Below are 25,192 nucleotides of genomic sequence, written 5' to 3' on the forward strand. Positions count from 1 at the left end.
AGATATGCGTATCATTACCGATGTAGCAACGGCGCCAAATACTTCCCCGTATAACTCCGCGGCTCCTTCACCACCTCTTCCGGCGTGCCGGTGGCGACGATCTCGCCGCCCTTGACGCCGCCTTCCGGGCCCAGGTCGATGATCCAGTCGGCGGTCTTGATGACGTCGAGATTGTGCTCGATCACCACCACGGTGTTGCCCTGCTCGACCAATTGGTGGAGCACCTCGAGCAGCTTGCGCACGTCCTCGAAATGGAGCCCGGTGGTGGGCTCGTCGAGGATGTAGAGCGTGTTGCCGGTGGCGCGGCGCGACAGTTCCTTGGCGAGCTTGACGCGCTGCGCCTCGCCGCCGGACAGCGTCGTCGCCTGCTGGCCGACCTTGACGTAGCCGAGGCCGACCTCGACCAGCATTTCCATCTTGTCGCGAATCGGCGGCACCGCCTTGAAGAATTCGGCGGCATCCTCGACCGTCATGTCGAGCACGTCGGCGATGCTCTTGCCCTTGAACTTCACCTCCAGCGTCTCGCGATTGTAGCGCGCGCCGTGGCAGATGTCGCAGGTGACGTAGACGTCGGGCAGGAAGTGCATCTCGATCTTGAGCACGCCGTCGCCCTGGCACGCCTCGCACCGGCCGCCCTTGACGTTGAAGCTGAACCGGCCGGGCTTGTAGCCGCGCGCCTGCGCCTCCGGCAGGCCGGCGAACCAGTCGCGGATCTGCGTGAAGCTGCCGGTGTAGGTCGCCGGGTTGGAGCGCGGGGTGCGGCCGATCGGCGACTGGTCGATGTCGATCACCTTGTCGAGGTGCTGGAGCCCGGTCACCTTGTCATGCTTGCCGGCGAGGATGCGCGCGCCGTTCAATTGGCGCGCGGCGGCGGCGAAGAGCGTGTCGATGGTGAAGCTCGACTTGCCCGACCCGCTGACGCCGGTGATGCAGGTGAAGGTGCCGAGCGGCACGCTCGCGGTGACGCCGGTGAGGTTGTTGGCGCGGGCGTTGTGGACGGTCAGCTTCTTGCCATTGCCCTTGCGGCGCTGCTCGGGGACCGGCACCTCGCGCACGCCGTTCAGATAGTCGGCGGTGACGCTGGTCTTGCTCTTCAGCAATTGCTTGAGCGTGCCCTTGGCGACGACCTGGCCGCCGTGAACGCCGGCGCCCGGGCCCATGTCGATGACATAGTCGGCGGTGCGGATCGCATCCTCGTCATGCTCGACCACGAGCACGGTGTTGCCGAGGTCGCGCAGCCGGCGGAGCGTCGCGAGCAGCATGTCGTTGTCGCGCTGGTGCAGGCCGATCGACGGTTCGTCGAGCACGTAGAGCACGCCCGACAGGCCGCTGCCGATCTGGCTGGCGAGGCGGATGCGCTGGCTTTCGCCGCCCGACAATGTGCCGCTGGTGCGGTCGAGGTTGAGATAGTCGAGCCCGACGTTGTTGAGGAAGCCGAGGCGCTCGACGATCTCCTTGAGGATGCGTTCGGCGATCGCGCGCTGCTGGTCCGACAGCGTGTCCGGCATGGCGGTGAAGAAGGTTAGCGCGTCGACCACCGACAGATGCGTCGCGTGGGCGATGTCCTGGCCGGCGATCTTGACCGCCAGCGCCTCCGGCTTGAGGCGCGCGCCGTGGCACACCTCGCACGGGCGGCTCGACTGGTAGCGCGACAGTTCCTCGCGCATCCACGCGCTCTCGGTCTGCAGCATGCGGCGGTTGAGGTTGCCGATGACGCCCTCGAACGGCTTCTTGACGTCGTAGCGCTTCTTGCCGTCGATGAAGGTCAACGTGACCGGCGTCTTGCCGGTGCCGAACAGGATCTTGTCCTGCACCTCCGGGTGGAGGTCCTTCCACGGCGTGTCGAGGTCGAACTTGAGCTCGCGCGCGAGGGAGCCGAGCACCTGCATGTAATACGGTGACGGCGGATTGGACTTGGCCCAGGGCACGACCGCGCCCTTCTTGATGGAAAGGTCGTGATTGGGGACGACGAGATCCTCGTCGAACAGCAGTTTCTCGCCGAGCCCGTCGCACGCCGGACAGGCGCCCTGCGGCGCGTTGAACGAGAACAGCCGCGGCTCGATCTCGGGAATGGTGAAGCCGCTGATCGGGCAGGCGAACTTCTCGCTGAACACGATGCGGCCCGGCGGCGCGTGATCGCCGAGCACCGCCGACTTGGGCGTGTGCGGGGTATATTCGTCGGTCGCCGGATCGGCCGGGTCGACATAGGCGAGGCCGTCGGCGAGCGCGAGCGCGGTCTCGAAGCTCTCGGCGAGACGGGTGGTGATGTCCTCGCGGATCACCAGCCGGTCGACGACCACCTCGATGTCGTGCTTGAACTTCTTGTCGAGCGCGGGCGCCTCGTCGATCTCGTGGATCTGGCCGTCGATGCGGACGCGGGTGAAGCCCGCCTTCTGCCACTCCGCCAGCTCCTTGCGATATTCGCCCTTGCGGCCGCGCACGACGGGGGCGAGCAGATAGAGGCGCGTCCCCTCCGGCAGGGTCATGACGCGGTCGACCATCTGGCTGACCGTCTGCGCCGCGATCGGCTCGCCGGTCGCCGGGCTGTAGGGGATGCCGACGCGCGCCCAGAGCAGGCGCATGTAATCGTAGATCTCGGTGACCGTCGCCACCGTCGAGCGGGGATTGCGGCTGGTCGTCTTCTGCTCGATCGAGATCGCCGGCGACAGGCCCTCGATATGATCGACGTCCGGCTTCTGCATCAGTTCGAGGAACTGGCGCGCATAGGCCGACAGGCTCTCGACATAGCGGCGCTGCCCCTCGGCATAGATGGTGTCGAAGGCGAGGCTCGACTTGCCCGAGCCGCTGAGGCCGGTGATCACCGTCAGCGTGTCGCGGGGGATGTCGACGTCGACGTCCTTGAGATTGTGCTCGCGCGCGCCGCGGACGGAGATGGTGGTGAGGCTCATGCTCGCGGTTCTACTTCTGTTCCGGGGATTATGCTAGGTTGGCCAGATAGGAACGCGCGAACCGGCCTGCCAGCACCCGTTGATTTGATGCGGGCGTGTATTACCTAGCTGTAGCACAGCGAAGAGGCGGTCATGAGCAAGAAGAGCGGCGACAAGAAGAAGACCAAGAAAGCGAAGCTGCCCAAGGAGGTGATGGGCATCCGCCTGCCCAAGGAGGTGCGCGAGATCGGCGGTGCGGTGCTGGAGAAGGCCAACACGCCGCAGGGGCGCGAGATGCTCGCCGCCGGGCTGACGATGGCCGCCGCCGCGGCGAGCGCCGCCGTCGCCAAGGGCCGGGCCAAGCGCGAGGCTGCGGCCGCGCCGGTGCCGCCCGTACCGCCGACGCCCGCCGGTCCCGATGCGCCGCCCGCGCCCCCCGCCCCGCCCCACGCTCCGCCGACGCCGCCGCAGGGCACGCAGGGCGACCCCGATCCGGCGGCGATGCTGGCGATGGTCGGCACGGTTGCGGAAAGCGTGCTGGGAAAATTGTTCGGCAAGAAGGCCTGAGATCGGCCATCCATCGGGACGTTCCGCGCGTCCCGCTGTCGACGGCGGCTCAGACCGCCTGTGCAGCCCGTCGGCTGCGGCGGGCGGCGCGGCCGTGATCAGGCGAGGCGCGGATTGGCCGGTGCGATTACCCGTGGCGAGGGCTCGGCCGCGCGTTGCGGCCACAAGGGGCGCGGCTCGATCTCGGGCAGTTGGTCGGCCGGGGCCCATTCGGAAAAGCGGAACTGTTCGACCTGACCCGTCATCACCTGCGTTTCGTCGACCAGCTTGCGCGCGGCGGCGCTCTGCTCCTCCGCGGTGGCCGCATTCTGCTGGGTGACATTGTCGAGGTCGGCGACTGCACCGCTGATCTGCTGCATGGCGAGCGACTGCTGTTCGACATGGTCGGCGATATCGGCGGTCAGCGTCGCGACGTTGGCAACCCGCTTGATCACCCGTGCCAGCACCGCCTCGGCATCCTCGACCGACCGCACGCCAACGCCGATCTGTTCGGCAGACCGACCGATCCGCGTCTTGACGTCCTCCGCGGCCTGCGCCGAACGGCCGGCCAGCGCGCGCACCTCGCTGGCGACGACGGCGAAGCCCTTGCCCGCCTCGCCGGCGCGCGCCGCCTCCACCCCCGCGTTGAGCGCGAGCAGGTTGGTCTGAAAGGCGATCCGGTCGATGACGCCCAGAATATCGCCGATCTCGCCGGAAAATTCCTTCAGCCGCGTGATCGCGGCAACAGCGTGGCGGAGCAGCGCGCCGGAGCGTTCGACGTCGACATGGGCCTGTGCCACCGTGCTGCGCACCTGCGCCGCCGTCTGTGAGGACAGGCTCAGCGCGGCGGTGAGCTGTTGCAAGGATCCGGCGACTTCCTCGAGATTGGCCGCCTGACGTTCGGTCCGCAGCGAATGATCGGAGGAGGATTGCATCAGTTCGGCGGCGCCGGTGGCGATGTCGGTGGCACTGCGCCGGATCGAGGCCAGGGCCGCGGCGAGCGCCTCGGCAGCATGATTGAAGTCCCGCTTGAGCTTGGCGAACTCCCCGGCAAGCGCGCCGTCGACGCGCGCCGTCAGATCCCCGCCGGCAAGCTTGTGCAGGCCGTTGCCGAGCGAGCGCACGATCATCCGCGTATGGCCGCGCCGAACCATCTCAGTCAGCAGGCCGGCCGCCAGCCCGAGCAGGCTGAGAAAGCTTACCGCAACGAACAACATGCGGTTGGCGGCGTCCTGCGCAGCCTGCGCCGACTGGCGCAGCGTCGCGACCCGGGCGGTCATCGTCTCGATCTCCCCGTCGGCGACCTTGGACGCGGCCCGCTCCGCCGGACGCACCGTGCCGCGGAACAGGCGCAAGGCGGCACTGCGGTCGCCATGTACCGCCGCCTCGGCCACGTCCGTCAGGGCGTTCAGCACGTCGTAGGAGCGACGGAAATAATCGACGGGCAGCAATCGCCGGGCGCGGCCGGTTTCGAGATCGCGGAGCAATCGACGCATTTGTTGCGAGCGATCATCCACTTTGCCGACGATGATCGACCGTTCGGCAGGATCGGTTTCGGTGATCAGGTTCAGCGCGTCACGCTGCAGTGACCGACTGATCGATCGCACCTCGGCGACCCTATGCATATGTTCCTGCGCATCGATGGCGCCGCGATACGCCGCCTCGACGGCAACGTCCTCGCGATAGGTGATGCCGGCCAGCAGCCACAGCAGCAGGATCGCGCCAACGAGCGGCAGGAGCACGCGAATGCGATAGCCGTGCACCACCTGTCCCCTTGCTCGCCGGCGACGGCTTCTATCCTAACGCTTCCATCATAGCTGGCCGCGGCGGCAGGCCCGCAGACCCCATCGCGGCCTGCGGCAGGACGTGCCGTTTCGCCGACAGAACGAAAAAGGGAGCGGCCTCGCGGCCACTCCCTCCGTCGTCCTGCTCGCGGTGCGGATCAGAAGCCGATGCGCACGCCGGCATAATAGCGACGGCCGAGCGGGTCGTAGGTGCCCGCATCGGTGTCCTGGCCCGCGGAGCTGCCGATATCGGCGAGGTACGGCGGCTTGTTGTCGAGCAGGTTGTCGCCACCGACGAAGAACTCGAAATTGTCGCGGGTGCGGAAGCGCAGCTGCGAGTCGAGGTAGAATTGCGGACGGACGCGGTACAGCGGGTTGCTGCCCGGACGTGCGCCAGTCAGCTGATCGTCAAGGCTCGCCTGGCTGAGCCAGGTGCCGGTGACGGTCAGGCCGACGCCGTCGAGATCATACGAGCTGTTGATCGTGAACTTGTCACGCGACGCGCCGATCTCGCCAGCAAAATAGTCGCGTGCCGACCCCTGCGTGGGGATGCTGTAGCCGCTGATCAGATGCGTATACGAACCACGCAGGCCGAGCGTACCGTCCAGCCCCCAGTTGGCGAGGTTCTGACGCCAGGTCACCGTCGTGTCGATGCCCGACGTCTTCACGCCGCCGCTGTTGAGCGGGCTGGAATTGACCTCGTCAAGCGAGCCGGCGCTGTTCGGCCCGAGCGCCGCCGGGCGACGCACGATCAGATCGCAATAGCTCTGGATCGACGCCGAATAGCACTGGTTGAGGATGAACTGCAGCGGCGTCGTGACGATCGCATCCTTGATCCGGATGTTGAAGTAATCGACCGTGATAACGAGGTTGCGCAGCGCGTTCACCGAACGCGGGTTGATGACCACGCCCGCCGTGAAGCTGTCGCCCTTTTCTTCCTGCAGGTTCGGGTTGCCGCCGGCGAAGCTGGTGATGCCCTGAAGGTCAGCCTGGTTGTTGGTGAACGCGCCGTTGGCCGCGATGTTCGCCGCCACGCCCGCGGCCGCACGGCAGTTGGTCGCCACCGTACCGGTGGTCGTCGCCGTCACGCCCAGACAGGGGTCCTGCAGACCCGACGGGAAGTCCTGCTGCGCCGGCTGGTACAGTTCGTTGATGTTCGGCGCACGCACCGACCGCGCCTTGATGACGCGGAAGCGGATGTCCTCCACGGGCGCCCATTCACCGCCGTAATTGTAGCTGAAGGTGGTCCCGACGGTCGAGTAATCCGACACGCGCACCGCCCCGCGCAGCGACAGCGAATGGAAGAACGGCTTGTCCTGAACGATCGGCACGATCGCCTCGGCGAAGCCTTCCCACAGGTGGAAGCTGCCCGACGTGGACGGCAGCGCATTGTTACCGTTCAGGCCCTGCTGCGTGAGGATGTCGAACGTGTTGCTGCTGGTCTCGCGCCGATATTCGGTACCGATGTTGACGCCGATTGGGTCGGCGCCGAACAGCGAGAACAGCTTGCCGGTGACGTTGCCGCCGAACACGGTCTGCGTGATCTTGGCATCCAGCGTCGTCGGCACGGCAAGGTACGGCGCCGCCGCGGCGAGCGTGCCGATGCCGTAGATGTTGGCCGGGATGCAGCCCGCCGCACGCGCCGCGGGGTCGGCGCAGACGATCTGGCCGGTGGCGGGATCACGGTACGAATTCAGCGCCTGAAGGAAATTGGTGCTGTTGAACTGGCCGCTACCGGTCTGATGCTCCTTGCTCTCACCGTAGATACCATAAAGCTCGTAGCTCCAGCGATTGCCCGCGAAGCTGCCGTTGAGGCCAGCGGCGATCCGGTACAGGTCGCGATCGGCCGAGCTGGTACGCGGCCCGAAATCGGCGAGGCGACGATCGAAATAGATATCCTTCAGCCCGTCGCCGTCCGTGTCGGTCGCCGCATTGAAGATCGCGTCAGGCACGAACGGGTTGCGATAGGTCACGCCGCCGACGCGCGTCTGGATCGGCACCTGGCCGCCGCTCGCGATCGCGACCAGGTCGGAACTGAGCGGGAAGGGCTCGATGACGGTGTTGACCTTAGTCTTGGCGTAATTGCCCTCGACCCACAGATTGGCCGCCGGTGAGACTTCGAAATTGGCACGGCCGGCAGCGGTGTAGCGCTCGACCGGCACCGCGAGATAACGGGAGTCGGACCGGTTGAAGCCACCACAGCTGACCCCGGTGCAATTGACCAGCGAGCCGGTATTGTAGCTGAAGGTCTGATCGCCGGCGTAGAAGCGGCCGCCTGGCGTGAAGCCGGACAGCAACACCTGCTGCTTGAACAGGTCCGCATCGTTGCCGTTCTGCGCACCCAGGCTGGTGGTGTCGATTGCGCTCGAACCGGCCTCGGTCGAACGGTCGCGCTTCAGCACCGTCCCCTGCTTGGAATAGCTGCCGAACAGCATGATGTTGCCGCGGCCGTCGGCGAAGTTCTTGCCGCCGAGCAGGCTGACCTGGCGGTCGGCGCCGTCGCCGCGCTCGGAAATGCCCATTTGGCCGTCGAGCTGCAGGCCCTCGTAATTCTTCTTGTAGATGATGTTGACGACGCCGGCGACCGCGTCCGAACCGTAGACGGCGGAAGCGCCGCCGGTCAGCACGTCGATGCGGTCGATGAACTGGGTCGGGATGACGTTGAGGTCGACCGCCTGGCTGCCCGGCTGGCCCGACACGAAGCGGCGGCCGTTGACCAGCACCAGCGTGCGGTCCTCACCGAGGTTGCGCAGGTTGACGGTGGCGGCGCCGGCGCCCTGGGTCGCGAAGGACGAATTGGTGCGGCTGATGCCCGGCGTACCGAAGGCCGGATTGAGCTGCAGCACTTCTTGGACGTTGATCGCGCCCTGCTGCTGGATCTGCTCGGCGCCGATCACCTGCAGCGGCGAGGCGCTGGCGGCGGCGGGCGAGGCGATGCGCGAGCCGGTGACGACGATGTCGCCGCCGGGGGTCGGCGCCTGGGTCGAGGTGGCGTCATCGCCGGCGGGGGTCACGCCGGTCGCGGCCGGGCTGGCGGCCTGATCGTTGGTGGTGTCGGCGGGGGTGGTCTGCGCCGGGGTGATCTGGTCGGTACCGGCCTGCTGCTGCGCGAGCGCGGGGGTGGCGAGCAGGCTCGCGCCGACGAGAAGTGAGGTCGCGAGCAACTGGCGACGGTACGCTACGGTCATGTCCCTGGTCCTATGATTATGCGGCCGGCGGATTAGGACAGTTTATCTGTCCAGAGGACCGGCGCCCCTAGAGCGCTGGAAATGGCTAAGCTACTGAATTGGTTGTCGTCCCACTTTGATTTTTTCGCCCTGTTGCAGCCGTGCAACACTTCGAAATATGCGAAAAATAGCAATGTTGCTGTCTTAGCGACGATAGCACATCATTCTGCTGCGAAGGGCTGGCGGGCCGCATCAATGATGCGCTGACGCGGACCTGCGCGGGGCGGTTGAGATCGCCGCATGGCCGCGTAGACTCGCGGTATGAATCGACGCCAATTGATCGCCGCCGGTCTCGCCGCCACGGCCGCCCCGCTCCCCGCCGCCACCCCACGGGAGGATTGGCAGGCCCTGGCCGGCGAGGTGAAGGCCGCGATGCGCTTCGCCTTTGCCGCCTATCGCCAGATCGCCTGGGGGCAGGACGAGGTGAAGCCGGTGTCGGGCGGCGGCCAGTCGTTCCTGATCCCCGGCGCCAGCGTCGGCCTGTCGATCGTCGAGGCGCTCGATACGCTGTGGCTGATGGGACTGGACGCCGAGCTGGAGGACGCGGTGCGCTGGATCCACCAGCGGCTGACCTTCGACCTCGACGGCGATGCACAGGTGTTCGAGGCGTCGATCCGACTGGTCGGCGGCCTGCTCTCCGGCCATCTCGCCACCGGCGATGCCAGATTGCTCGAATTGGCGCACGATCTGGCCAGCCGGATGATGCCCTGTTTCGAGACGCCGACGGGCATGCCGATGCGCTACGTCAATCTGCGCACCGGCAAGACCCGCGACGGACAATCCTTCCCGGCGGAGATCGGCGGCGGCATGGCACCCGAATATGTCACGCTGTCGCGGCTGACCGGCGAGCGACGGTTCGCCGACAAGGCGGTCGCCGCGATGCTGGCGCTGCATGCACGGCGATCGAAGATCGGGCTGGTCGGCGACACGATCGACGTCACCACCGGACAATGGGTCGGTCGCCGCGCCACGGTGGGGCCGCCGACCGACAGCTATCTCGAATATCTGTGGGACACGTGGCGGCTGACCGGCGACGTCCGCTGCCGCGACGCCTATCGTGTCGAAACGGCAGCGATCCTGGCGCGGATGGCGGACCGGACGACGGGCGACCTGTGGTTCGCCAACGTCGATTTCGAGACGGGGGCGAAGCTGAGCCTGCGGCAGAGCGAGCTGTCGGCCTATTACGGCGGCCTGTTGTCGGAGGGCGGCGACCATGACGCCGGGGTCGCGGCGATGACGGGGTGGATCGCGGCGCAGGACCGCTATGGCGTGCTGCCCGAGGCGTTCGATCCGACCGACTGGCGCGTGCTGGCGCCGACCAACGCGCTGCGTCCCGAACTCGCCGACGGTGCCTTCACCTTGTGGCTGCACGACCGCGACGAACGCTGGCGGCATGTCGTCGCCAAACATTTCCGGCTGATGATCGCCAAGAACAAGGCGCCGCACGGCTTTTCCGGGCTCAAGGACGTGCGCACCGGCGCGCAGGACGATGCCTGCCCCGGCTATTGGTGGTCGGAGCAGATGAAATATTACTGGCTGATCTTCAGCGACACCAAGCGCTTCGACTACAAGGACAATTACTTGTCGACCGAGGGCAATGTGCTGAAGGGCCTGCGGCGGTGACGGGTGCGCGGCGCAGCGTGCTGTTCCTGCCCGCGTCCAATCCGCGGGCGATCGCCAAGCTCGACACGCTGGCGTGCGACGCGGCGATCCTTGACCTCGAGGATGCGGTCGCGCCCGAGATGAAGGCGAGCGCACGGGATGCCGCGGCGGCGGTGGCGCGGACGCGGCCGGTCGCGATCCGCATCAATGCGCTCGACACGCCCTGGGGCGCGGCCGACGCGACGGTGGTGGGCAAGGCGTTGGCGGTGGTGCTGCCCAAGGTGGCGCGGGCCGACGATCTGCACGCCGCCCGCGCGGCGATCGGCGGCGATGGCCCGCCGCTCTGGGCGATGATCGAAACCTGCGGCGCGATCCTCCGCCTGGCCGAGATCGTCGCGGCCGCGGCGGCGACGCGCTGCGAGCTGCTGATCGCGGGCACCAACGATCTCGCCAAGGAGATGCGCTGCCGACCAAGGCCAGACCGGATGCCGCTGCTGCCGGCGCTGTCGCAGCTGGTGATCGCCGGCCGCGCCGCCGGGCTGACCGTGCTGGACGGCGTGTGCAACGCGATCGGCGACGCGGAGCGGCTGGCCGCCGAATGCGCGCAGGGGGCGATGCTCGGCTTCGACGGCAAGACCCTGATCCACCCCAGCCAGATCGATGCCGCCAATGCCGCGTTCGCGCCCGATGCGCAGCAGGTCGCCTGGGCGCGCCAGGTCGTGGCAGCCTTCGCGACGCCGGAGGCCGCCGACAAGGGGGCGATCCGGCTCGACGGCGCGATGGTCGAGCGGCTGCACCTGGCCGAGGCGGAGCGGATCCTGGCGTCGACCCGCTGATCCCCCGGCGGCGGGAAGGTCTAGGCGTCCAGCATCGCGGCGATGCGGTCGGCGATGACGTCCATCGCGAAGGGCTTGGTGACCAGCGCCATGTTGGGCGCGAGCGGGCCGTTGCCGATCACCGCATTTTCCGCATAGCCGGTGATGAACAGCACCTTCAGCCCCGGCCGCTGCTCCAGCACCGCATCGGCGAGCTGGCGACCGTTCATCTGCCCCGGCAGGCCGACGTCGGTGACCAGCAGGTCGACATGCGCCCCGGTCGCGAACAGCCGCATCGCCGCCGCCGCGTCGCCCGCCTCCAGCACGGTATGGCCCATCTCGTCGAGCACCTCGGTGACGAGCATGCGGATCGTCGGTTCGTCGTCGACGACCATCACCGTCGCCTGCCCCTCGGACACGGTCACCGCTTCGCTGGTGTCGACCAAGATGTCGCCCTCGGCGTCGCCGTAATGGCGCGGCAGGTAGATGCACATGGTCGTACCCTGCCCGACCTCCGAATAGATGCGGACCTGCCCGCCCGACTGGCGCGCGAAGCCGTAGATCATCGACAGGCCGAGGCCCGTGCCCTCGCCCATCGGCTTGGTGGTGTAGAAGGGATCGAAGGCGCGCGCCTGCACCTCCGGCGTCATGCCGGTGCCGGTGTCGGTGACGCAGAGCGACAGATATTGGCCGGGCTCGAGGTCGCGCTCGCGCGCGGTGCGCTGGTCGAGCCAGCGGTTGGCGGTCTCGATCGTGATGCGGCCACCGTCGGGCATCGCGTCGCGCGCATTGATGCACAGGTTGAGCAGCGCATTCTCGAGCTGGTTGGGATCGACCATCGCCGGCCATAGCCCGGCGGCACCGACCACCTCGACCTCGATGCCCGGGCCGACGGTACGCTGGATCAGATCGTGCAGGTCGCGCACCAGCCGGTTGATGTCGGTCGGCTTGGGATCGAGCGTCTGGCGTCGCGAAAAGGCGAGCAGGCGGTGGGTCAGCGCCGCCGCGCGCCGCGCCGCCCCCTGCGCCGCGGTGACATAGCGTTCGAGGTCGCCGATCCGCCCCTGGCGGATGCGCACCTGCATCATCTCCAGCGCGCCGGAGATGCCGGTGAGCATGTTGTTGAAATCATGGGCGAGGCCGCCGGTGAGCTGGCCGACCGCCTCCATCTTCTGCGCCTGCCGCAGATGCTCTTCCGCCGCCATCAGCTCGGCGGTGCGCGCCTCGACCTGCTCCTCGAGCGACACGGTCAGCGCGGCCAGCTCCTGTTCGGCCCGGCGGCGCTCGACCGCGTCGCGGGTCCGCTCGGCGACGTCGCGGACGAAGGCGACCTCTTCCGGCTGCCAGGCCCGCGGCACCGCGTGATTGAGGTAGAGCAAGGCGACGAAGCCGCCCTGTTCGGTCACCGGCATGTTGATGAAGGACAGCGCCGCCAGGCCCTTCAGCCCCTCTGCCGTGTCGCGGGTGCGCGGGTCGTCGTAGACGTTGCCGATGGCGACGGTGTCGCCGCGCTTCAGATCCTCGATATACGAGCCATAGTCGCGAAAATGGAGGATGCCGGGCAATGGCAGGATGCCCGGCGCGCACCAGGCGCGTTCGGTGACGATCGTCTCCGCCGCCCGGTCGATCGTGCCGTAGCCGACGCGGCTGACCTCGAACAGGCGGCCGAGGATCTCCGCCGCGGCGAAGGCGAGATCGGCGGCATCGCCGGGCTCGCGCAGGCGATCGTTGAGTTCGAGCAGCGCGGCGAGCCGCATCTCCGCCCGCTTGCGCGCATCGATGTCGAAACTGATCCCCGGAAACCGCTGCGGTCGGCCCGCCTCATCGACGATGCAGCGCCCCTTGGCCATCACCCACAGGCTGCGCCCGTCGGGCTGGAGCAGGCGGTATTCGCTGCTGAAATCGCCACCGGTCGCCATGGTCTGCGCCACCTCCGCCTGGACGCGGGGCGCATCGTCGGGGTGGATGCCGGCGAAGAATCCGCTGATCGCGACCCCGCGCTCCGCCTCCTGCGCATCGACGCCGTAGAGCGCCGCGAAGCCGGGGTCGGCGGTGACGCGATCGTTGGGAATGTCCCAGTCCCAGCTGCCGACGCTGCTCTGCACTTCGTCTGTCACGTTCGGGTCCGGCATAGGTGGTCATGGTCGAAAGTGGGAGGGGATGGGGCGGCGGAACGTCCGGGCACGGGAGTCGATCCGTTCGGGCCGGTCGGGTCCTTCATGGCCGGCGCACGGCGTCGATGTCGTCGCGGCTCCAGCCGCCGCCCATCGCCTGATAGAGGGAGACATAGGCGTTGAGCCGGTCGGCACGCGCCTGCACCAGCGAGAGCTGCGCGGTCAGCAGGCCACGCTGCGCATCGAGCTGCTCGATATAGCTGCTGTAGCCGGCGCGGTAGCGGTTGCGCGCATTGTTGAGCGCGGCGGCGAGCGCGTCGACCTGGCCGCCAAGCGCGACCGCCTGCTCGCCCGAGCGCCGCACCCCGGCGAGCGCGTCGTCGACCTCGCGGAACGCGCCGAGCGCGGTGCGGCGATAGGTGTAGGCGGCCTGGTCGCGGCGGGCGGTTGCGACGTCGCTTTGCGCGCGCAACCGGCCGCCGTCGAAGATCGGCGACAGGATGCTGGCGCCGATGGTGAACACGCCGATCGGGTTGGCGAGCGCGGTCGACAGTGTCACGCCGGCGGTGCCGGTCAGCGCGAGGTTGGGCAGCATCGCCGCGCGCGCGCTGTCGAGCGTGCGGTCGGCGGCGACCAAGGTCTGTTCCGCCTGGAACAGATCGGGACGGCGGCGCAACAGGTCGGATGGCAGGCCGTCGGGGATCGGCGGCGGCGCCAGCCGGTCGAGCGGCAGGCCGCGCGGGATCGCCGCCGGCGCTGCGCCGAGCAGCAGGCTGAGCGCATTCTCCTGCCGCGTCACGGCAAGTTCGGCGGCGGGGATCAATTGTTCGGTGGCGCGATATTCCGCCTCCGCCTGATGCAGTTCGAGGTTGGAGGTATAGCCGGTCTCGGCACGGCGACGGGCGATGCGCAGCCCTTCGGCGCGGGCGGCGAGCGTCTGGCGCGCCACCGCGAGCCGCTGGTCGAGGCTGCGCAGGGTGATGTAGCCGGTGGCGACGCCGCTCGCGACGGCGAGGCGGACGGTGTCGCGGGCACCTTCGCTGGCCAGTTCCTGCGCCCGCGCGGCGCGGCTCGCCTGGCGGAGGCGGCCGAACAGGTCGAGGTCGTAGCTGGCGGCGACGGCGGGCGCGGCGCCGATCGCGTCGCTGGGGGTGCCGAGCGGGCTGACCGTCTGGCCGCTGGTCGACGGCACCTGCCCGCCGAGTTGCGGCGATTGCTGGGCGCGGGCGAGGCGGAAGGCGGCGCGCGCCTCCTCGACCCGCGCGGCGGCGGTGGCGATGTCGACGTTGTTGGCGAGCGCGCGGTCGACGAGATCGGTCAGCACCGGATCGCCGAAGGCGTTCCACCAGTCCGCGCGGATCGGCGTGGCCGGACCGAGTGCGGTGCGCCAGCCGGGCGGCGGCACGACCGCGCTGGCGGCGGGCGGTGCGGGGCGCGGGCCGATGCACGCGGCGAGGCTGGTGCTCGCGGCAAGCACAGTGACGATGCGCGCGACGACGCGAAGACGTGAAAGGTGAATGCCTCCCCTCCCCTTCAGGGGAGGGGTCGGGGGTGGGGCGCTGCCGCAGACGCCTTCCTTGGGGCGATGCCCCACCCCAACCCCTCCCCTGAAGGGGAGGGGCTCGGCGCGACTGTGCGCAATGTCGGGGATTGCCGCCAACGGTGTGACGTCGCATCCAAGCCGTATCGCCCCCTGCATCAACGCACCGCCGGGCCGGAGGAGGTGTCGACCCGTGCCTGCACCGACATGCCCGGGCGCAGGCGCTGCGCCAGCGACTGGCCCGGATCGATGCGGATGCGCACCGCGATACGCTGCGGCACCTTGGTGAAATTGCCCGTCGCATTGTCCGCCTTGAGCACCGCGAATTCGGAGCCGGCAGCGGGCGAAATGCGCTCGACCCGGCCGGTCAGCCGCGCATTGGCGAGGCCGTCGACGGTGAAGCTCGCCGGCTGGCCGACCATCATGCGGGCGGTCTGCGCCTCCTTGAAGTTGGCGATCACCCAGGTTTCCGGCGGCACCAGGAACATCAGCTGCGACCCCGCGGTGACATACTGGCCGACGCGCACGCCGACCTCCGACAGCCGGCCCGCCTCCGGTGCGCGGATCACGGTGTTGGCGAGGTCGATCTGCGCCAGCCGCTGCGCCGCCTCCGCGCCGGAGACGCCGGCACGCTGGCCGCCGCGACCGACCTGCACGGTACGGATATCCTGGCGGGCGATCTCGCGCGCCGCGGTCGCCTGCTGCACCGCTGCCTGGGCCTGGCGCAACGCGGCGAGCGTCTGGTCGCGTTCGCGCAAGCTGACCGATCCGTCCTTCACCAGATCGTTGACGCGCGCCATGTCCGCCTCCGCCCGCATCAGCTGCGCCTGCGCATTGGCGACCGCGGCATTCTGCGCGGCGAGGCTCGCCTCGCGGCTGCGTTCCGATTGCTGCGCATTGGCAAGCGTCGCCGCCTGGGCGGACACCTGCGCCGCCGCCTGGTCGACGCGCTGGCGGTAGATGCGGTCGTCGATCCGCACCAACGGCTGGCCGGCCTGGACCTGCTCGAAGTCGCGGACCAGCACCTGCGTCACATAGCCCGACACCTGCGGTGCGATCACCGTGGTGCGGCCGCGGACATAGGCATTGTCAGTCGATTCATAGGCGGTGGCGAAGGGCGGCAGCCGCCAGGCGGCGAGCACCGCGAGCACGCCGGCGATGGCGATCACCGTCAGCACGATCACCGCCGTCCGGCTCGGCGGCGCCGGCGTCCAGCCCGAGCTGGCGGGGGCGGCCGCCCCCGTTTGCGCCTCCGCCTGCGCTTCTTCGGTGGCGGGGGCGGAGTCGACGGGATTGGTGGCGGCGGGGCTGCGGGTGTCGGTCATGCGGGAGCTCCTGCCAGCGCAGCGCGGCGGGCACGATAGGCGCGGCGGATCAAGAGGAAGAGGAGGTAGAGGAAGGTCGCGGCGGCGAGGATCGCGACGAGGCGGAAGGTGTCGTCATAGGCGAGCACGTTCGCCTCGCGCGTCGCGGTCTGCGACAGCAGCGCGCCGCCCTCCGCGCTGCGCAGCGCCGGGTCGCCGACGACCCGCGCCACCGACGATCCGCCTGCCTGCAGCCGCTGCGTGACGATCGGGTCGGTCGGGTCGATGCCCTGGACGATGCCGGCGCTGTTCGCCTTCTCGCGGACGATCTGATAGGTGCCGAGCAGCGCCGATCCGGCGAGGCCGCCGATGCCGTTGACGATGCCGAACACCGCGATGAAGCTGATCACGTGGCCGGCGCCCTGCTGCAGCGCGCGCAGCATGCCGAACAGCAGCGCCGGTCCCAGGAAATAGGTGCCGGCGAAGGCGATCAGCGCCTGCGTCACGTACATCTGCGGCGCGCGGGTCAGGCTGGTCGAATAGCTGTCGAGCCAGGCGGCGACCGCGACCAGCCCGACCGCCAGCATGATCGGATGCGCCGATCGCTCGGTGTCCAGCGTCAGCGCGCTCAAGGCTACGCCGGCGGCGGAGGCGAAGAAGATGATCAGGAAGAAGGTGCCGAGCTGGTCGTTGTTCTGGCCGAGCACGGTGAGCAGGCCGACGGACGCGAAGGTCTGCTCGGACAGGACGATCCGCGCCATGATCGTCACCACCGCGAAGCGAATGATGTCGCCGCTGCCCAGCCAGCGCGTGTTGAGCAGCGGATTGACGCGGTGATGCTCGACGATCAGCGCCGCGGCGAGCATCGGTATGGCGACGATCAGCGCCCAGCCGATCCAGGCGGCGTTGGTCCACCAGACGTAGCGGCCGAGCCCGAGCACCGCGGCGATCAGCGCGAGCGCGCCGCCGAACAGGACGAAGGTGACGAAGTCCAGTTTCTCGAACGCCTTGGACCGGGTGGTCGGCGGCAGGCGGAGCAGGGCGACGGCGGCGAAGCTAAGCAACGACAGGCCGAGCTCGAACAGATAGAGCGTCCGCCATTGCGACATGGCGAGCAATTCGGGCGAGAACAGCCGGGCGAGCGGCGTCGCGCATTGCGGCACGCCGATGCCGAGCACGATCGCCTTCAGCCGCCATTTCAGCGGCAGCGCCTGCATCATGTAATAGAGGCACAGGCTGGACAGGGGCGCGCCGGCCATGCCGCTGACCGCGCGCACCAGCACCGCCGTCTGGAATTCGCGCACGAACAGATGGCCGAGCGTCACCAGGCAATAGAGGCCGAGGAAGATCAGCGCGAAGGGCCGCAGCCCGAACTGGGCGCGGAACTTGATCAGCAGCAGATTGATGCTGACGTTGGTCATCACATAGACGGTCGGCAGCCACGCGATCTGGGCCGGATCGAGGCCGAGCGCCCCTTGCAACGTATAGGTGTTGGCGGAGATCAGCGCATTGCCGAAACCGCCGGTCATGCCGAGCAGCACCGCGATCACGCCATAGGCGATGCGGGTGCGCGTCGCATGCTCCACCGAGCCGGGCGAGCCGGGCAGCGCCGGCCGCTCGTGCGGCAGGAACTCCCAATGTTCCTCGGTCAGGAAGCGGCGCAACCGGCTCAGCATGGGGACGCTATACGCGCCAAACGCCCTGCCCGTTCAAGCACCTATTATGCTGCGGTAGAGGGCGATGTAGCGATCGGCCATGCGCTCGACTGTGAAGCGCGCGGCCACCGCCGCGCGGCAGGCGGCACGGTCGATCTCGCCCAGCCGGCCGACCGCTTCGATCGCCGCATCGACGCTGTCGACCAGGAAGCCGGTGACGCCGTGCTCGATCAGTTCGGGCATCGAGCCGCGGTTGATCGCGATCACCGGCGTGCCACAGGCCATCGCCTCGATCACCGACAGGCCGAACGGCTCGTCGAAGTTGATCAGGTGCAGCAGCGCCGCCGCGCCGCCCAGCGCGCGCGTCCGCTCGGCGCCGCCAACCGCGCCGGGATGGCGGATGCGCGTGCCGTCGAGATGCGGCGCGACGGCACCGTCGTAATAGCCCTGGTCCTGGACGATGCCGTACATGGCGACATTGCGGCCGGTCGCCTGCGCGACGCGGATCGCCTCGGCGGCGCCTTTGTCGGGGTGCATCCGGCCGAAGAACAGCAGATCGTCGCTGCCCTGCGCGTCGAAGGGGAAATCGTCGAGGACGATGCCATGGTGGATCGTCGCGGCATAGTGGAGCTCGGGCGAACGGTCGGCGTTGCTGATCGCGACATAATGGACGCGATCCTCATAGGGCTTGTACATCGGCAGGATACGGTCCGACGAAAAGCCGTGGATCGTCGTCACCATCGGCGTCGCGACGAGGTTGGCGAAAGCGTGGGCGGGGAAATCCGCTTGGTTGTGGATCAGGTCGAATTCGCCGGCGCGTTCGAAGACATGGGCGAGGTGGCGATATTCCCACACCTTCGCGTCGATCGACGGGTCTTCCGAATAGGGCGCCGGGACGACACCGGCGAGGGTGCCCGCGGTCAGGCTGTCCTGCGTCGCGAACAAAGTGACGTCGACCCCGCGCGCGACCAGCGCCTCGGTCAGCAGGCTGGTGACGAGTTCCCACGGGCCATAATGGCGCGGCGGCGTGCGCCAGGAAATCGGGGCGAGCATCGCGATCTTCATGGTGTGGGGTGGGTCCTCGTCATTGGCGCCCCGCCTCCTCCGTCATCCCCGCGCAGGCGGGGATTCAGACGCACGGGTCCGGGGTGGAAGCGAAACGGCAGCGTCTCTGGATCCCCACCTCCGCGGGGATGACGAATAGGGATGGTCATGGACGGGTCAGGACGACGACGCCCTCGTCGCCGCGCAGCGTGCCCGGCTGGGGCTCTCCACCGAGCGTGCTCGCCAGCACCTCACCCTCCGGGATGACGAACGGCTGCGGCTCCGCACTCAGGTTCAGCGCCACGACGATCCGCTCGTCGCCCTGCCAGCGTTCGTAGGCGAGCACGTCGCCCTCCGCCTCCAGCAACCGGAAGTCGCCCGTCGCCAAGGCCGCATGCTTGCGCCTGAGGTGCAGCAGCCGCTTGTACAGCACGAGCACCGAGGCGTCGTCCACACCCTGCGCAGCCACGTTGCGCGTCCGCCAGTCGGGCCCGAGCGGCAGCCACGGTTCGCCGGTAGTGAAACCGGCGTTTTCGCTGTCGTTCCACGGCATCGGCGTGCGCACCGGATCGCGGCCGAGGCCGAGGCCGGGCTCGCGCAATTCGCGCGGGTCCTGCACCCGATCCGCGGGGATCGCGACATCGGCCAAGCCGATCTCGTCCCCATAATAGATCGTCGGCGTGCCGCGCAGCGTCAGCAGCAGCATCGCGGCGACCCGCGCCTGCGCCTCGCCGACACGCGTCGCAATGCGCGGCCGGTCGTGGTTGCCGAGCACCCAGTTCGGCCAGCCGCCGGGGGGCAACGCCGCCTCATAGTCGCCGATCAATCGCGCGAGCCGGCGCGCCTGCCATGGCGCATCGATCAGCTGGAAGTTGAAGGGCAGATGCACCTCCGGCGCGTCGAGGCCGTAATAGTGCATCAGCCGTTCGACCGGCAGGTAGATCTCGCCGATCAGCACCCGGTCGCCTGGGTAGGAATCGGCGATGCTGCGCATCTCGGCGGCGATGCCGTGCACCTCCGGCTGGTCGGTCGAGTGAAGCTGATGGACGGCATGCATCTCGCCCATCTCCGGCCGGTAATCCGGATTGGCCGGGTTGTCGGGAAAGTCGGCGTGCTTGACCATGTGCCACAGCACGTCGATGCGGAAGCCGTCGACGCCGCGGTCGAACCAGAAGCGCAGCACGTCCATCATCGCGCGCCTGAGATCGGGGTTGCGCCAGTTGAGGTCCGGCTGTTCCTTCAGAAAGGCGTGGTAATAATATTGGCCGGTGGCCTCGTCCCACGCCCAGGCCGATCCGCCGAAATCGCTGATCCAGTTGTTCGGCGGCCCGCCGTCGGGCCCAGGGTCGCGCCAGATGTACCAATCGCGCTTCGGATTGTCGCGCGATGACCGGCTCTGGCGGAACCAGGGATGTTCGCTCGACGAATGGTTGGGGACGAAGTCGAGCAGCAGTTTGAGGCCCCGCTCGTGCGCGGCGGCGAGCAGCGCGTCGAAATCGGCGAGCGTGCCGAAGCGCGGATCGATGCCGCAATAATCGGCGACGTCATAGCCGAAGTCGGCCATCGGCGAGGGGAAGATCGGCGAGATCCACACGGCGTCGACGCCGAGTGCGACGAGATGGTCGAGCCGCGCGGCAATGCCGTTGAGGTCGCCGATGCCGTCGCCGTCGCTATCCTGGAACGAGCGCGGATAGACCTGATAGATCGCGCCCGATTGCCACCACGGTGTCATTGCTGCCCCTTACGCACGCTCGAACGGTATCGCTCCCGCCAAGTTCCGTCATGCCGGACTTGTTCCGGCATCCACGGCTCGGCATGCGCCGGGACTAGGAGGTGTGCGGCACGGTGGATGCCGGAACGAGTCCGGCATGACAGGGGCTCAGGCGAAGCGCGCCCTGGCGATGCGCGTCATCCGGCAGGCGAGATCCGCCTCGCCGCTGGCGACCAAGTAGTCGTCGCCGTCCTCGACGAGTCCCGTCGAGAAGACGACCGGCGTCGGCAGATACATCTGGTGCGCGATCGGCGCGGTCAGCATCGGGTCGGCCTCGATCAGCGGCGTCTCGTCCTCGATGCGCAGGATGCGGCTGGGATCGTCGCGGTCGAGCAGCGCCCAGAAACTGCGATAGATGCCAACCGTCTCCTGTGCCTCGACACCGTGATAGATCATCATCCACCCGTCCGGCGTCAGCACCGGCTGCGTCCCGCCGCCGATCTTCATCGCCGAGGTCGAGCCTTTCCGCGCACGCAATCCCGGCGCGTCGAGCGGCTTCCAGTGCAGGGCGTCGGGGCTCTGGGCGAAGTTGATCGACGGCCCGCCGACCCAGGGGCTGTCGGGCGGATAGGCGAAATAGACCTCGCCGAGCGGGCGGGTCAGCGCGAGGAACTTGTCGGCCACCTTGCCCTCGAACAGGATCATGTCCTTGTTCTGATGATCGAGGACGATCCCGTCGAGCCGATAGTGCAGGCCGTCGGTCGAGGTGTGGAGCGTGGTGCAATGCCGCTCGGCGCCGACCGAGCAGGTCGTCATGTACCACATGTCGCCGACGCGCGTGATCCGCGCATCCTCGACGCCATAGCATTGATAGGAGGCGGCGGGCTCGATCGCCTGGTCGTAATGGATCGCGACGATCCGCTGGCCGGTCGGATCGAGTTCGACGGGCAGCAGCCAGGACAGCGAAGTGAGGCCGAGGATGCGATGCTTGTGCGCGCGGATCGCGAACTGGCGCGGGTCGGTCATGTCGACCTGGTCGAGCGGCCAGGGATCGAGCACATAGCCGTCCGGCGTCCAGCGGATCGCCCGGACGTGATCGTCGCGCACCGGCTCCGACAGCGCCTCGGCGACGCGGACCATCAGCAGCAGATTGCCGCTCGGCAGCCGGGTGAAGCCGGGATTGAACGCGCCGAGCACGAAGGTCGGCTCGGCGATGCCACGGCGCAGCGGCGAGCGGCGGAGGTCGACCTGGTCGGGGGTGAAGATCAGCGTGTCGGCATGGATCATGCGGCGTGAATGGCGGGCGGCCCGATGGGTTCCGCGCAGCCAGTCCTCCCCGGCACGGGGAGGGGGACCGCCGCAGGCGGTGGAGGGGGCTCGCCACCAGCGCTGTGCTGCGAGGCAGCCCCCCCTCCACCAGCTTCGCTGGTCCCCTCCCCCGCGCAGCGGGGAGGATTTAGAACGCCGCGCTGACCGAGAATACCACCTGCGCGCCCGCGATCGGGCCGCCGTCCTTGGTCGAGGAAAAGTTCGGCAGCAGATAGGCCGATTCGCGCTGGCTGATGTCGGTGTCGACATAGGCGACGCCCAGCGTCAGCGGCGTGCCCTTCACCGCCAGATCGGCGCCGAGCATCCAGTCCCAATATTTCCCCGTCGGCGCCACCGAGGTACCGTTGGGGCCGAGGCCGGGGTTGCCGTCCGAATAGCCGATATGCGCCTTGGCGGTCAGCGGCGTGGTCGGCACCGCCGCGGCGAAATCGCCCCAGAGATAGAGGTTGTCCTGCTTGTCGCCCGGCTTGGTATAGACGCCCGATTGCGCCGCCGCGCCGGTCGCGTACCAATTGCCCAGCGCCTCCTGCTTGGGCGCATAGGCGACGCCGGCGAGCAGGCTGGCGGGCCCGATCGTGCCCGACAGCTTCACATAGGGTTCGGCGAAGTCGGTCTTCGACGCGCCGCCGGGATACATATACCAGGTCAGGCCGACGTCGAGCGTGCCGCCGCCACCGACCGGCATCTTGTATCCGCCGATCAGGTCGAGTTCCATATTGGCGCCGCCGAACGTGCCCCAACCGGCGAGGTTCGATGCCCAGGTGCCGACGTAGAGGCCGCTTTCATGCGCTACGGTCAGGCCGCCCTGGATCGCCATCTCTTCGTCCGACTGCGACACGCCGCGGAAGCGGTAATCGGACACGAGCGCAACACTGCCGGTGACGGTGATGGGCTTGGGCGGCGCGGTCTCCTGCGCGGCGGCAGGAACGGCGGACAGCGCGGCGCCGGCTGCGGCGAGAATCGGAAGAACTTTCATGGGACCCCTTTCACACGAACGACGGTGAGGTCCCTCCTGCGCCCGGACCCGCCGGCACACTCGTCTCGGAGGAGGATGAGACGGCGCGCCGGTCGTGCCCGGGCACGGTCCTCGCTAAGGCAGCAACGCTGCCCGCGGGTTGCTTGAACGTGACGAAATGTTGCTCGTCGTCACGTCGGTCCGAATGGTGCGGGTTCCGTCACCCCCGGTCCACGGGGATGACGAATGCGGATAGGCGAGGATCAGTGCGCCAGCGCCGCCACCTTGCCGCGGGCGCCGAACAGTTCCACCGCATCGCCGGCGGCGCGGCGGCGCTGGAACCAGTCCTTGATCAGCTCGGCACAAGTATGGTCGACGGTGTTGAGATCGCTGACGTCGAGCCGCACCGGCCCCTTGGGCGCACGGTCGAGCGTGTCGGACAGCTTGGGCAGCGAGACGAAGGTCGCCGCGCCAGCCAGGCCGATCGCATGCGCGCCCGCCGCTTCGCCTTCCGACACCTTGAGCTTGAGCCGCAGCAGATTGGGGACGAGTTCGAGCAGCGACAGGCCGATGCCGACCAGCACGCCGGTGAGCAGGTCCGCGCCGACCACCGTGACCAGCGTCGCCGCCCAGATCAGCGCGGGCAGCGGGCCATAATGCGTGAACAGATGGCGGGCGTGGCTGATGCTGACCAGGCGGAAACCGGTGACGACCAGGATCGCACCCAATGCCGCCATCGGGATCTCGCGCAGCACGAACGGCAGCAGTGCGACGAAGCCGAGGATCCAGACGCCGTGCATCATCGTCGAGGCCCGCGTCTTCGCGCCCGCCTGGACGTTGGCGGAGGAGCGGACGATGACGCCGGTCATCGGCAGCGCGCCGGCCAGGCCGCACAGCATGTTGCCGATGCCCTGCGCGCGCAGTTCCTTGTTGTAGTTGGTACGCACGCCGTCGTGCATCCGGTCGACCGCCGCCGCCGACAGCAACGTCTCGGCGCTGGCGATGAAGGCGATGGCGAGCGCGGCGGCGAGGATCGACGGGTCCATGAACCGCGCGACCAGGTCGTTGCCGGGCAGCGTCACTGCCGCGGTGATCGATTCGGGCACGTTGACGCGGGCGACGTCGAGCCCGAACGCCATGGCGGTGAAGGTGCCGGCGAGCACCCCGACCAGTGCGCCGGGCACCAGCTTGAGCGACGCCGGGCGCAGCTTTTCCCAGCCGATCATGCAGGCGATGGTGAGCAGGCCGATGCCGAAGGCGAGTTCGGTCGCCTGGATGTTGACGGGCGACAGGCCGAACAGGCGGCCGGGCATCGCGGCAAGGTTCTTGAGGCCGCTGGGCAGCGGCTTGGCGTCGAACAGCACGTGGAACTGGCCGACGACGATCAATACGCCGATGCCGGCGAGCATGCCGTGCACCACCGCCGGGCTGATCGCGCGGAACCAGCCGCCGAGACGGGCAACGCCGGCGATCACCTGGATCAGGCCGGCGACGATCAGGATCGGGCCGAGCGCGGAGATGCCGTGGTCGCGGACCAATTCGAACACCACCACCGCCAGGCCGGCGGCGGGGCCGCTGACCTGCAGCGGCGACCCCGCCAACGCGCCGACGACGATGCCGCCGATGATGCCGGTGATCAGCCCCTTCTCCGGCGGCACGCCGGAGGCGACGGCAATGCCCATGCACAGCGGCATCGCCACCAGGAAGACGACGATCGACGCGGTGAAGTCACGCGTCAGCACCGCCGTGGAGGGTAGCCTGAAGGCTGGCATCACTCGGCCGCCTGGGCGAATTCGACGTCGCTGGCGCGACGTTCGGCGGCGGGCAGCGCGACCGGGAACGCCTGATCCTCGCGGATCACGACGAACTTGCCGGTGTTGCCGTCCAGACCCAGCACATTGCCTTCGTGGATGTCGACGAACCAGCCGTGCAGCGAGATCTCGCCGCGGGCGATGCCGGCCGCGACCGACGGATGGGTGCGCAGATTGGCGATCTGGGCGACGACATTCTCCAGGCTGAGCGCGCGGATGCGCTCGCCATTGGTCAGTTCCGGATAGCTGCGGTCGACGACCTGGCGCGCGGCGGCACCGTGGCGCAGCCACTGCGCGACATTGGGTACGGAGGCGAGGTCGGCGGGATCGCCCGACAGGCCCTTCATGGCGCCGCAGTCGGAATGGCCGCAGACGATGATGTCGCGCACGCCGAGCACCGAGATCGCATATTCGACCGTCGCGGTGGTGCCGCCGGCCGGCTGGGCGAAGGGTGGCACGATGTTGCCGGCGTTGCGGCAGACGAACAGGTCGCCCGGCTGCGCCTGCATGATGTGTTCCGGCACGATGCGCGAATCGGAACAGGAGATGATCAGCGCCTTGGGGCTCTGCCCGTGGCGGGCGAGCGTCGAATAGAGCGCATGCTGATCCTGGAACACCTTCTTCTCGAAGGCGAGGACGCGGCCGATCACTTCGTTGTTCATGGGTTTCTCTCCTCCTCGACGAGGGGCCGCGCCGATGCGCCGCCCCAACGGAGGATCCATACCGCCCGCATTTTGCTGCGACGCCGCGTCGCTGTGAGAAAGTGTTGCCGCACAACTCTTCCCGCACACCGGCCGTCATCCCCGCGCAGGCGGGGATCCAGACGCGCAGGTCGTCGCAGGAGCCGCCAGGTCAGCCAGTCTGGAT

16 protein-coding genes and 1 pseudogene are annotated in these 25,192 nt (G+C 68.5%); 3 read left to right on the forward strand and 14 right to left on the reverse strand.

The genetic code is table 11. The features are described from left to right. Nucleotides 1-14: 14 nt before the first annotated feature. Nucleotides 15-2,909 (reverse strand): excinuclease ABC subunit UvrA, encoded by a 2,895-nt coding sequence (gene uvrA, locus D9601_RS08925; RefSeq protein ID WP_198353627.1) that lies wholly within the window; start codon nt 2,907-2,909, stop codon nt 15-17. 132 nt (nt 2,910-3,041) lie between these two features. Here uvrA and D9601_RS08930 point away from each other — a divergent pair, with 132 nt between their 5' ends. After that, nucleotides 3,042-3,455 carry a hypothetical protein gene (locus D9601_RS08930; RefSeq protein WP_198353628.1) on the forward strand — a complete coding sequence of 138 codons (414 nt, stop codon included), beginning with the start codon at nt 3,042-3,044 and terminating at the stop codon, nt 3,453-3,455. A 98-nt stretch (nt 3,456-3,553) separates the two neighbouring features. Here the strand turns inward: D9601_RS08930 and D9601_RS08935 are convergent, their stop codons facing one another. Together D9601_RS08935 and D9601_RS08940 are read right to left on the reverse strand one after the other, a co-directional pair. Further along, the gene (locus D9601_RS08935; protein ID WP_198353629.1) at nt 3,554-5,176 is read right to left on the reverse strand and encodes a methyl-accepting chemotaxis protein; all 1,623 of its coding nucleotides are present in this window, start codon (nt 5,174-5,176) and stop codon (nt 3,554-3,556) included. Between the two features lie 200 nt (nt 5,177-5,376). Beyond that, entirely contained in the window at nt 5,377-8,406 is a 3,030-nt protein-coding gene (locus tag D9601_RS08940) for a TonB-dependent receptor domain-containing protein (protein ID WP_198353630.1), read from the reverse strand. Between the two features lie 300 nt (nt 8,407-8,706). On the opposite strand from D9601_RS08940, the gene D9601_RS08945 reads away from it, so the two are divergent. Both D9601_RS08945 and D9601_RS08950 read left to right on the forward strand, forming a co-directional pair. Continuing rightward, entirely contained in the window at nt 8,707-10,068 is a 1,362-nt protein-coding gene (locus tag D9601_RS08945) for a glycoside hydrolase family 47 protein (protein WP_198353631.1), read from the forward strand. Beyond that, complete coding sequence (locus tag D9601_RS08950; RefSeq protein WP_198353632.1) at nt 10,065-10,883, forward strand: HpcH/HpaI aldolase/citrate lyase family protein; 819 nt, start codon at nt 10,065-10,067, stop codon at nt 10,881-10,883. The genes D9601_RS08945 and D9601_RS08950 overlap by 4 nt, the downstream gene beginning before the upstream one ends. A gap of 20 nt (nt 10,884-10,903) precedes the next feature. Here D9601_RS08950 and D9601_RS08955 read toward each other — a convergent pair whose 3' ends face one another. The 11 genes and pseudogenes from D9601_RS08955 to D9601_RS09000 form a co-directional block, all read right to left on the reverse strand. Further along, nucleotides 10,904-12,619 carry an ATP-binding protein gene (locus tag D9601_RS08955; RefSeq protein WP_443024746.1) on the reverse strand — a complete coding sequence of 572 codons (1,716 nt, stop codon included), beginning with the start codon at nt 12,617-12,619 and terminating at the stop codon, nt 10,904-10,906. Between the two features lie 45 nt (nt 12,620-12,664). Then, nucleotides 12,665-12,994, reverse strand: a pseudogene (locus D9601_RS20220) (PAS domain-containing protein); the annotation flags it as partial. Nucleotides 12,995-13,079: 85 nt separating this feature from the next. Further along, a complete protein-coding gene (locus D9601_RS08960) occupies nt 13,080-14,453 on the reverse strand; it encodes an efflux transporter outer membrane subunit (protein ID WP_332837950.1) in 1,374 nt (457 codons plus the stop codon). Between the two features lie 221 nt (nt 14,454-14,674). Further along, a complete protein-coding gene (locus D9601_RS08965) occupies nt 14,675-15,841 on the reverse strand; it encodes an HlyD family secretion protein (protein ID WP_198353634.1) in 1,167 nt (388 codons plus the stop codon). After that, a complete protein-coding gene (locus D9601_RS08970) occupies nt 15,838-17,496 on the reverse strand; it encodes an MFS transporter (protein WP_198353635.1) in 1,659 nt (552 codons plus the stop codon). Before D9601_RS08970 ends, D9601_RS08965 begins: the two co-directional genes overlap by 4 nt. A gap of 33 nt (nt 17,497-17,529) precedes the next feature. Further along, nucleotides 17,530-18,540 carry a glycosyltransferase family 4 protein gene (locus tag D9601_RS08975; protein ID WP_198353636.1) on the reverse strand — a complete coding sequence of 337 codons (1,011 nt, stop codon included), beginning with the start codon at nt 18,538-18,540 and terminating at the stop codon, nt 17,530-17,532. A 145-nt stretch (nt 18,541-18,685) separates the two neighbouring features. Beyond that, nucleotides 18,686-20,251 (reverse strand): alpha-amylase family glycosyl hydrolase, encoded by a 1,566-nt coding sequence (locus D9601_RS08980; protein WP_198353637.1) that lies wholly within the window; start codon nt 20,249-20,251, stop codon nt 18,686-18,688. 147 nt (nt 20,252-20,398) lie between these two features. Then, nucleotides 20,399-21,517 (reverse strand): glycosidase, encoded by a 1,119-nt coding sequence (locus tag D9601_RS08985; protein WP_232474019.1) that lies wholly within the window; start codon nt 21,515-21,517, stop codon nt 20,399-20,401. A gap of 169 nt (nt 21,518-21,686) precedes the next feature. Continuing rightward, on the reverse strand, nt 21,687-22,535 hold the full coding sequence (locus D9601_RS08990) for a TorF family putative porin (protein ID WP_198353638.1): 849 nt from the start codon (nt 22,533-22,535) through the stop codon (nt 21,687-21,689). A gap of 242 nt (nt 22,536-22,777) precedes the next feature. After that, entirely contained in the window at nt 22,778-24,286 is a 1,509-nt protein-coding gene (locus D9601_RS08995) for a SulP family inorganic anion transporter (protein ID WP_198353639.1), read from the reverse strand. Continuing rightward, nucleotides 24,286-24,987: a carbonic anhydrase gene (locus tag D9601_RS09000; RefSeq protein ID WP_198353640.1), complete on the reverse strand. Its 702-nt coding sequence runs from the start codon at nt 24,985-24,987 to the stop codon at nt 24,286-24,288. Before D9601_RS09000 ends, D9601_RS08995 begins: the two co-directional genes overlap by 1 nt. Between the last annotated feature and the right edge of the window lie 205 nt (nt 24,988-25,192).

This window comes from Sphingomonas sp. MA1305, from assembly GCF_016107325.1.
Classification (GTDB): Bacteria; Pseudomonadota; Alphaproteobacteria; order Sphingomonadales; family Sphingomonadaceae; genus Sphingomonas.

Bases quoted from the DNA above. Each gene is read 5' to 3' on its own strand.
- D9601_RS08940 (WP_198353630.1), bottom strand. From the start codon at position 8,406: ATGACCGTAGCGTACCGTCGCCAGTTGCTCGCGACCTCACTTCTCGTC.
- D9601_RS08995 (WP_198353639.1), bottom strand. From the start codon at position 24,286: ATGCCAGCCTTCAGGCTACCCTCCACGGCGGTGCTGACGCGTGACTTC.
- D9601_RS08945 (WP_198353631.1), top strand. From the start codon at position 8,707: ATGAATCGACGCCAATTGATCGCCGCCGGTCTCGCCGCCACGGCCGCC.
- D9601_RS08990 (WP_198353638.1), bottom strand. From the start codon at position 22,535: ATGAAAGTTCTTCCGATTCTCGCCGCAGCCGGCGCCGCGCTGTCCGCC.
- D9601_RS08930 (WP_198353628.1), top strand. From the start codon at position 3,042: ATGAGCAAGAAGAGCGGCGACAAGAAGAAGACCAAGAAAGCGAAGCTG.
- D9601_RS08975 (WP_198353636.1), bottom strand. From the start codon at position 18,540: ATGAAGATCGCGATGCTCGCCCCGATTTCCTGGCGCACGCCGCCGCGC.
- D9601_RS08985 (WP_232474019.1), bottom strand. From the start codon at position 21,517: ATGATCCATGCCGACACGCTGATCTTCACCCCCGACCAGGTCGACCTC.
- D9601_RS08955 (WP_443024746.1), bottom strand. From the start codon at position 12,619: ATGCGGCTCGCCGCGCTGCTCGAACTCAACGATCGCCTGCGCGAGCCC.
- D9601_RS08965 (WP_198353634.1), bottom strand. From the start codon at position 15,841: ATGACCGACACCCGCAGCCCCGCCGCCACCAATCCCGTCGACTCCGCC.
- D9601_RS08970 (WP_198353635.1), bottom strand. From the start codon at position 17,496: ATGCTGAGCCGGTTGCGCCGCTTCCTGACCGAGGAACATTGGGAGTTC.
- D9601_RS08980 (WP_198353637.1), bottom strand. From the start codon at position 20,251: ATGACACCGTGGTGGCAATCGGGCGCGATCTATCAGGTCTATCCGCGC.
- uvrA (WP_198353627.1), bottom strand. From the start codon at position 2,909: ATGAGCCTCACCACCATCTCCGTCCGCGGCGCGCGCGAGCACAATCTC.
- D9601_RS09000 (WP_198353640.1), bottom strand. From the start codon at position 24,987: ATGAACAACGAAGTGATCGGCCGCGTCCTCGCCTTCGAGAAGAAGGTG.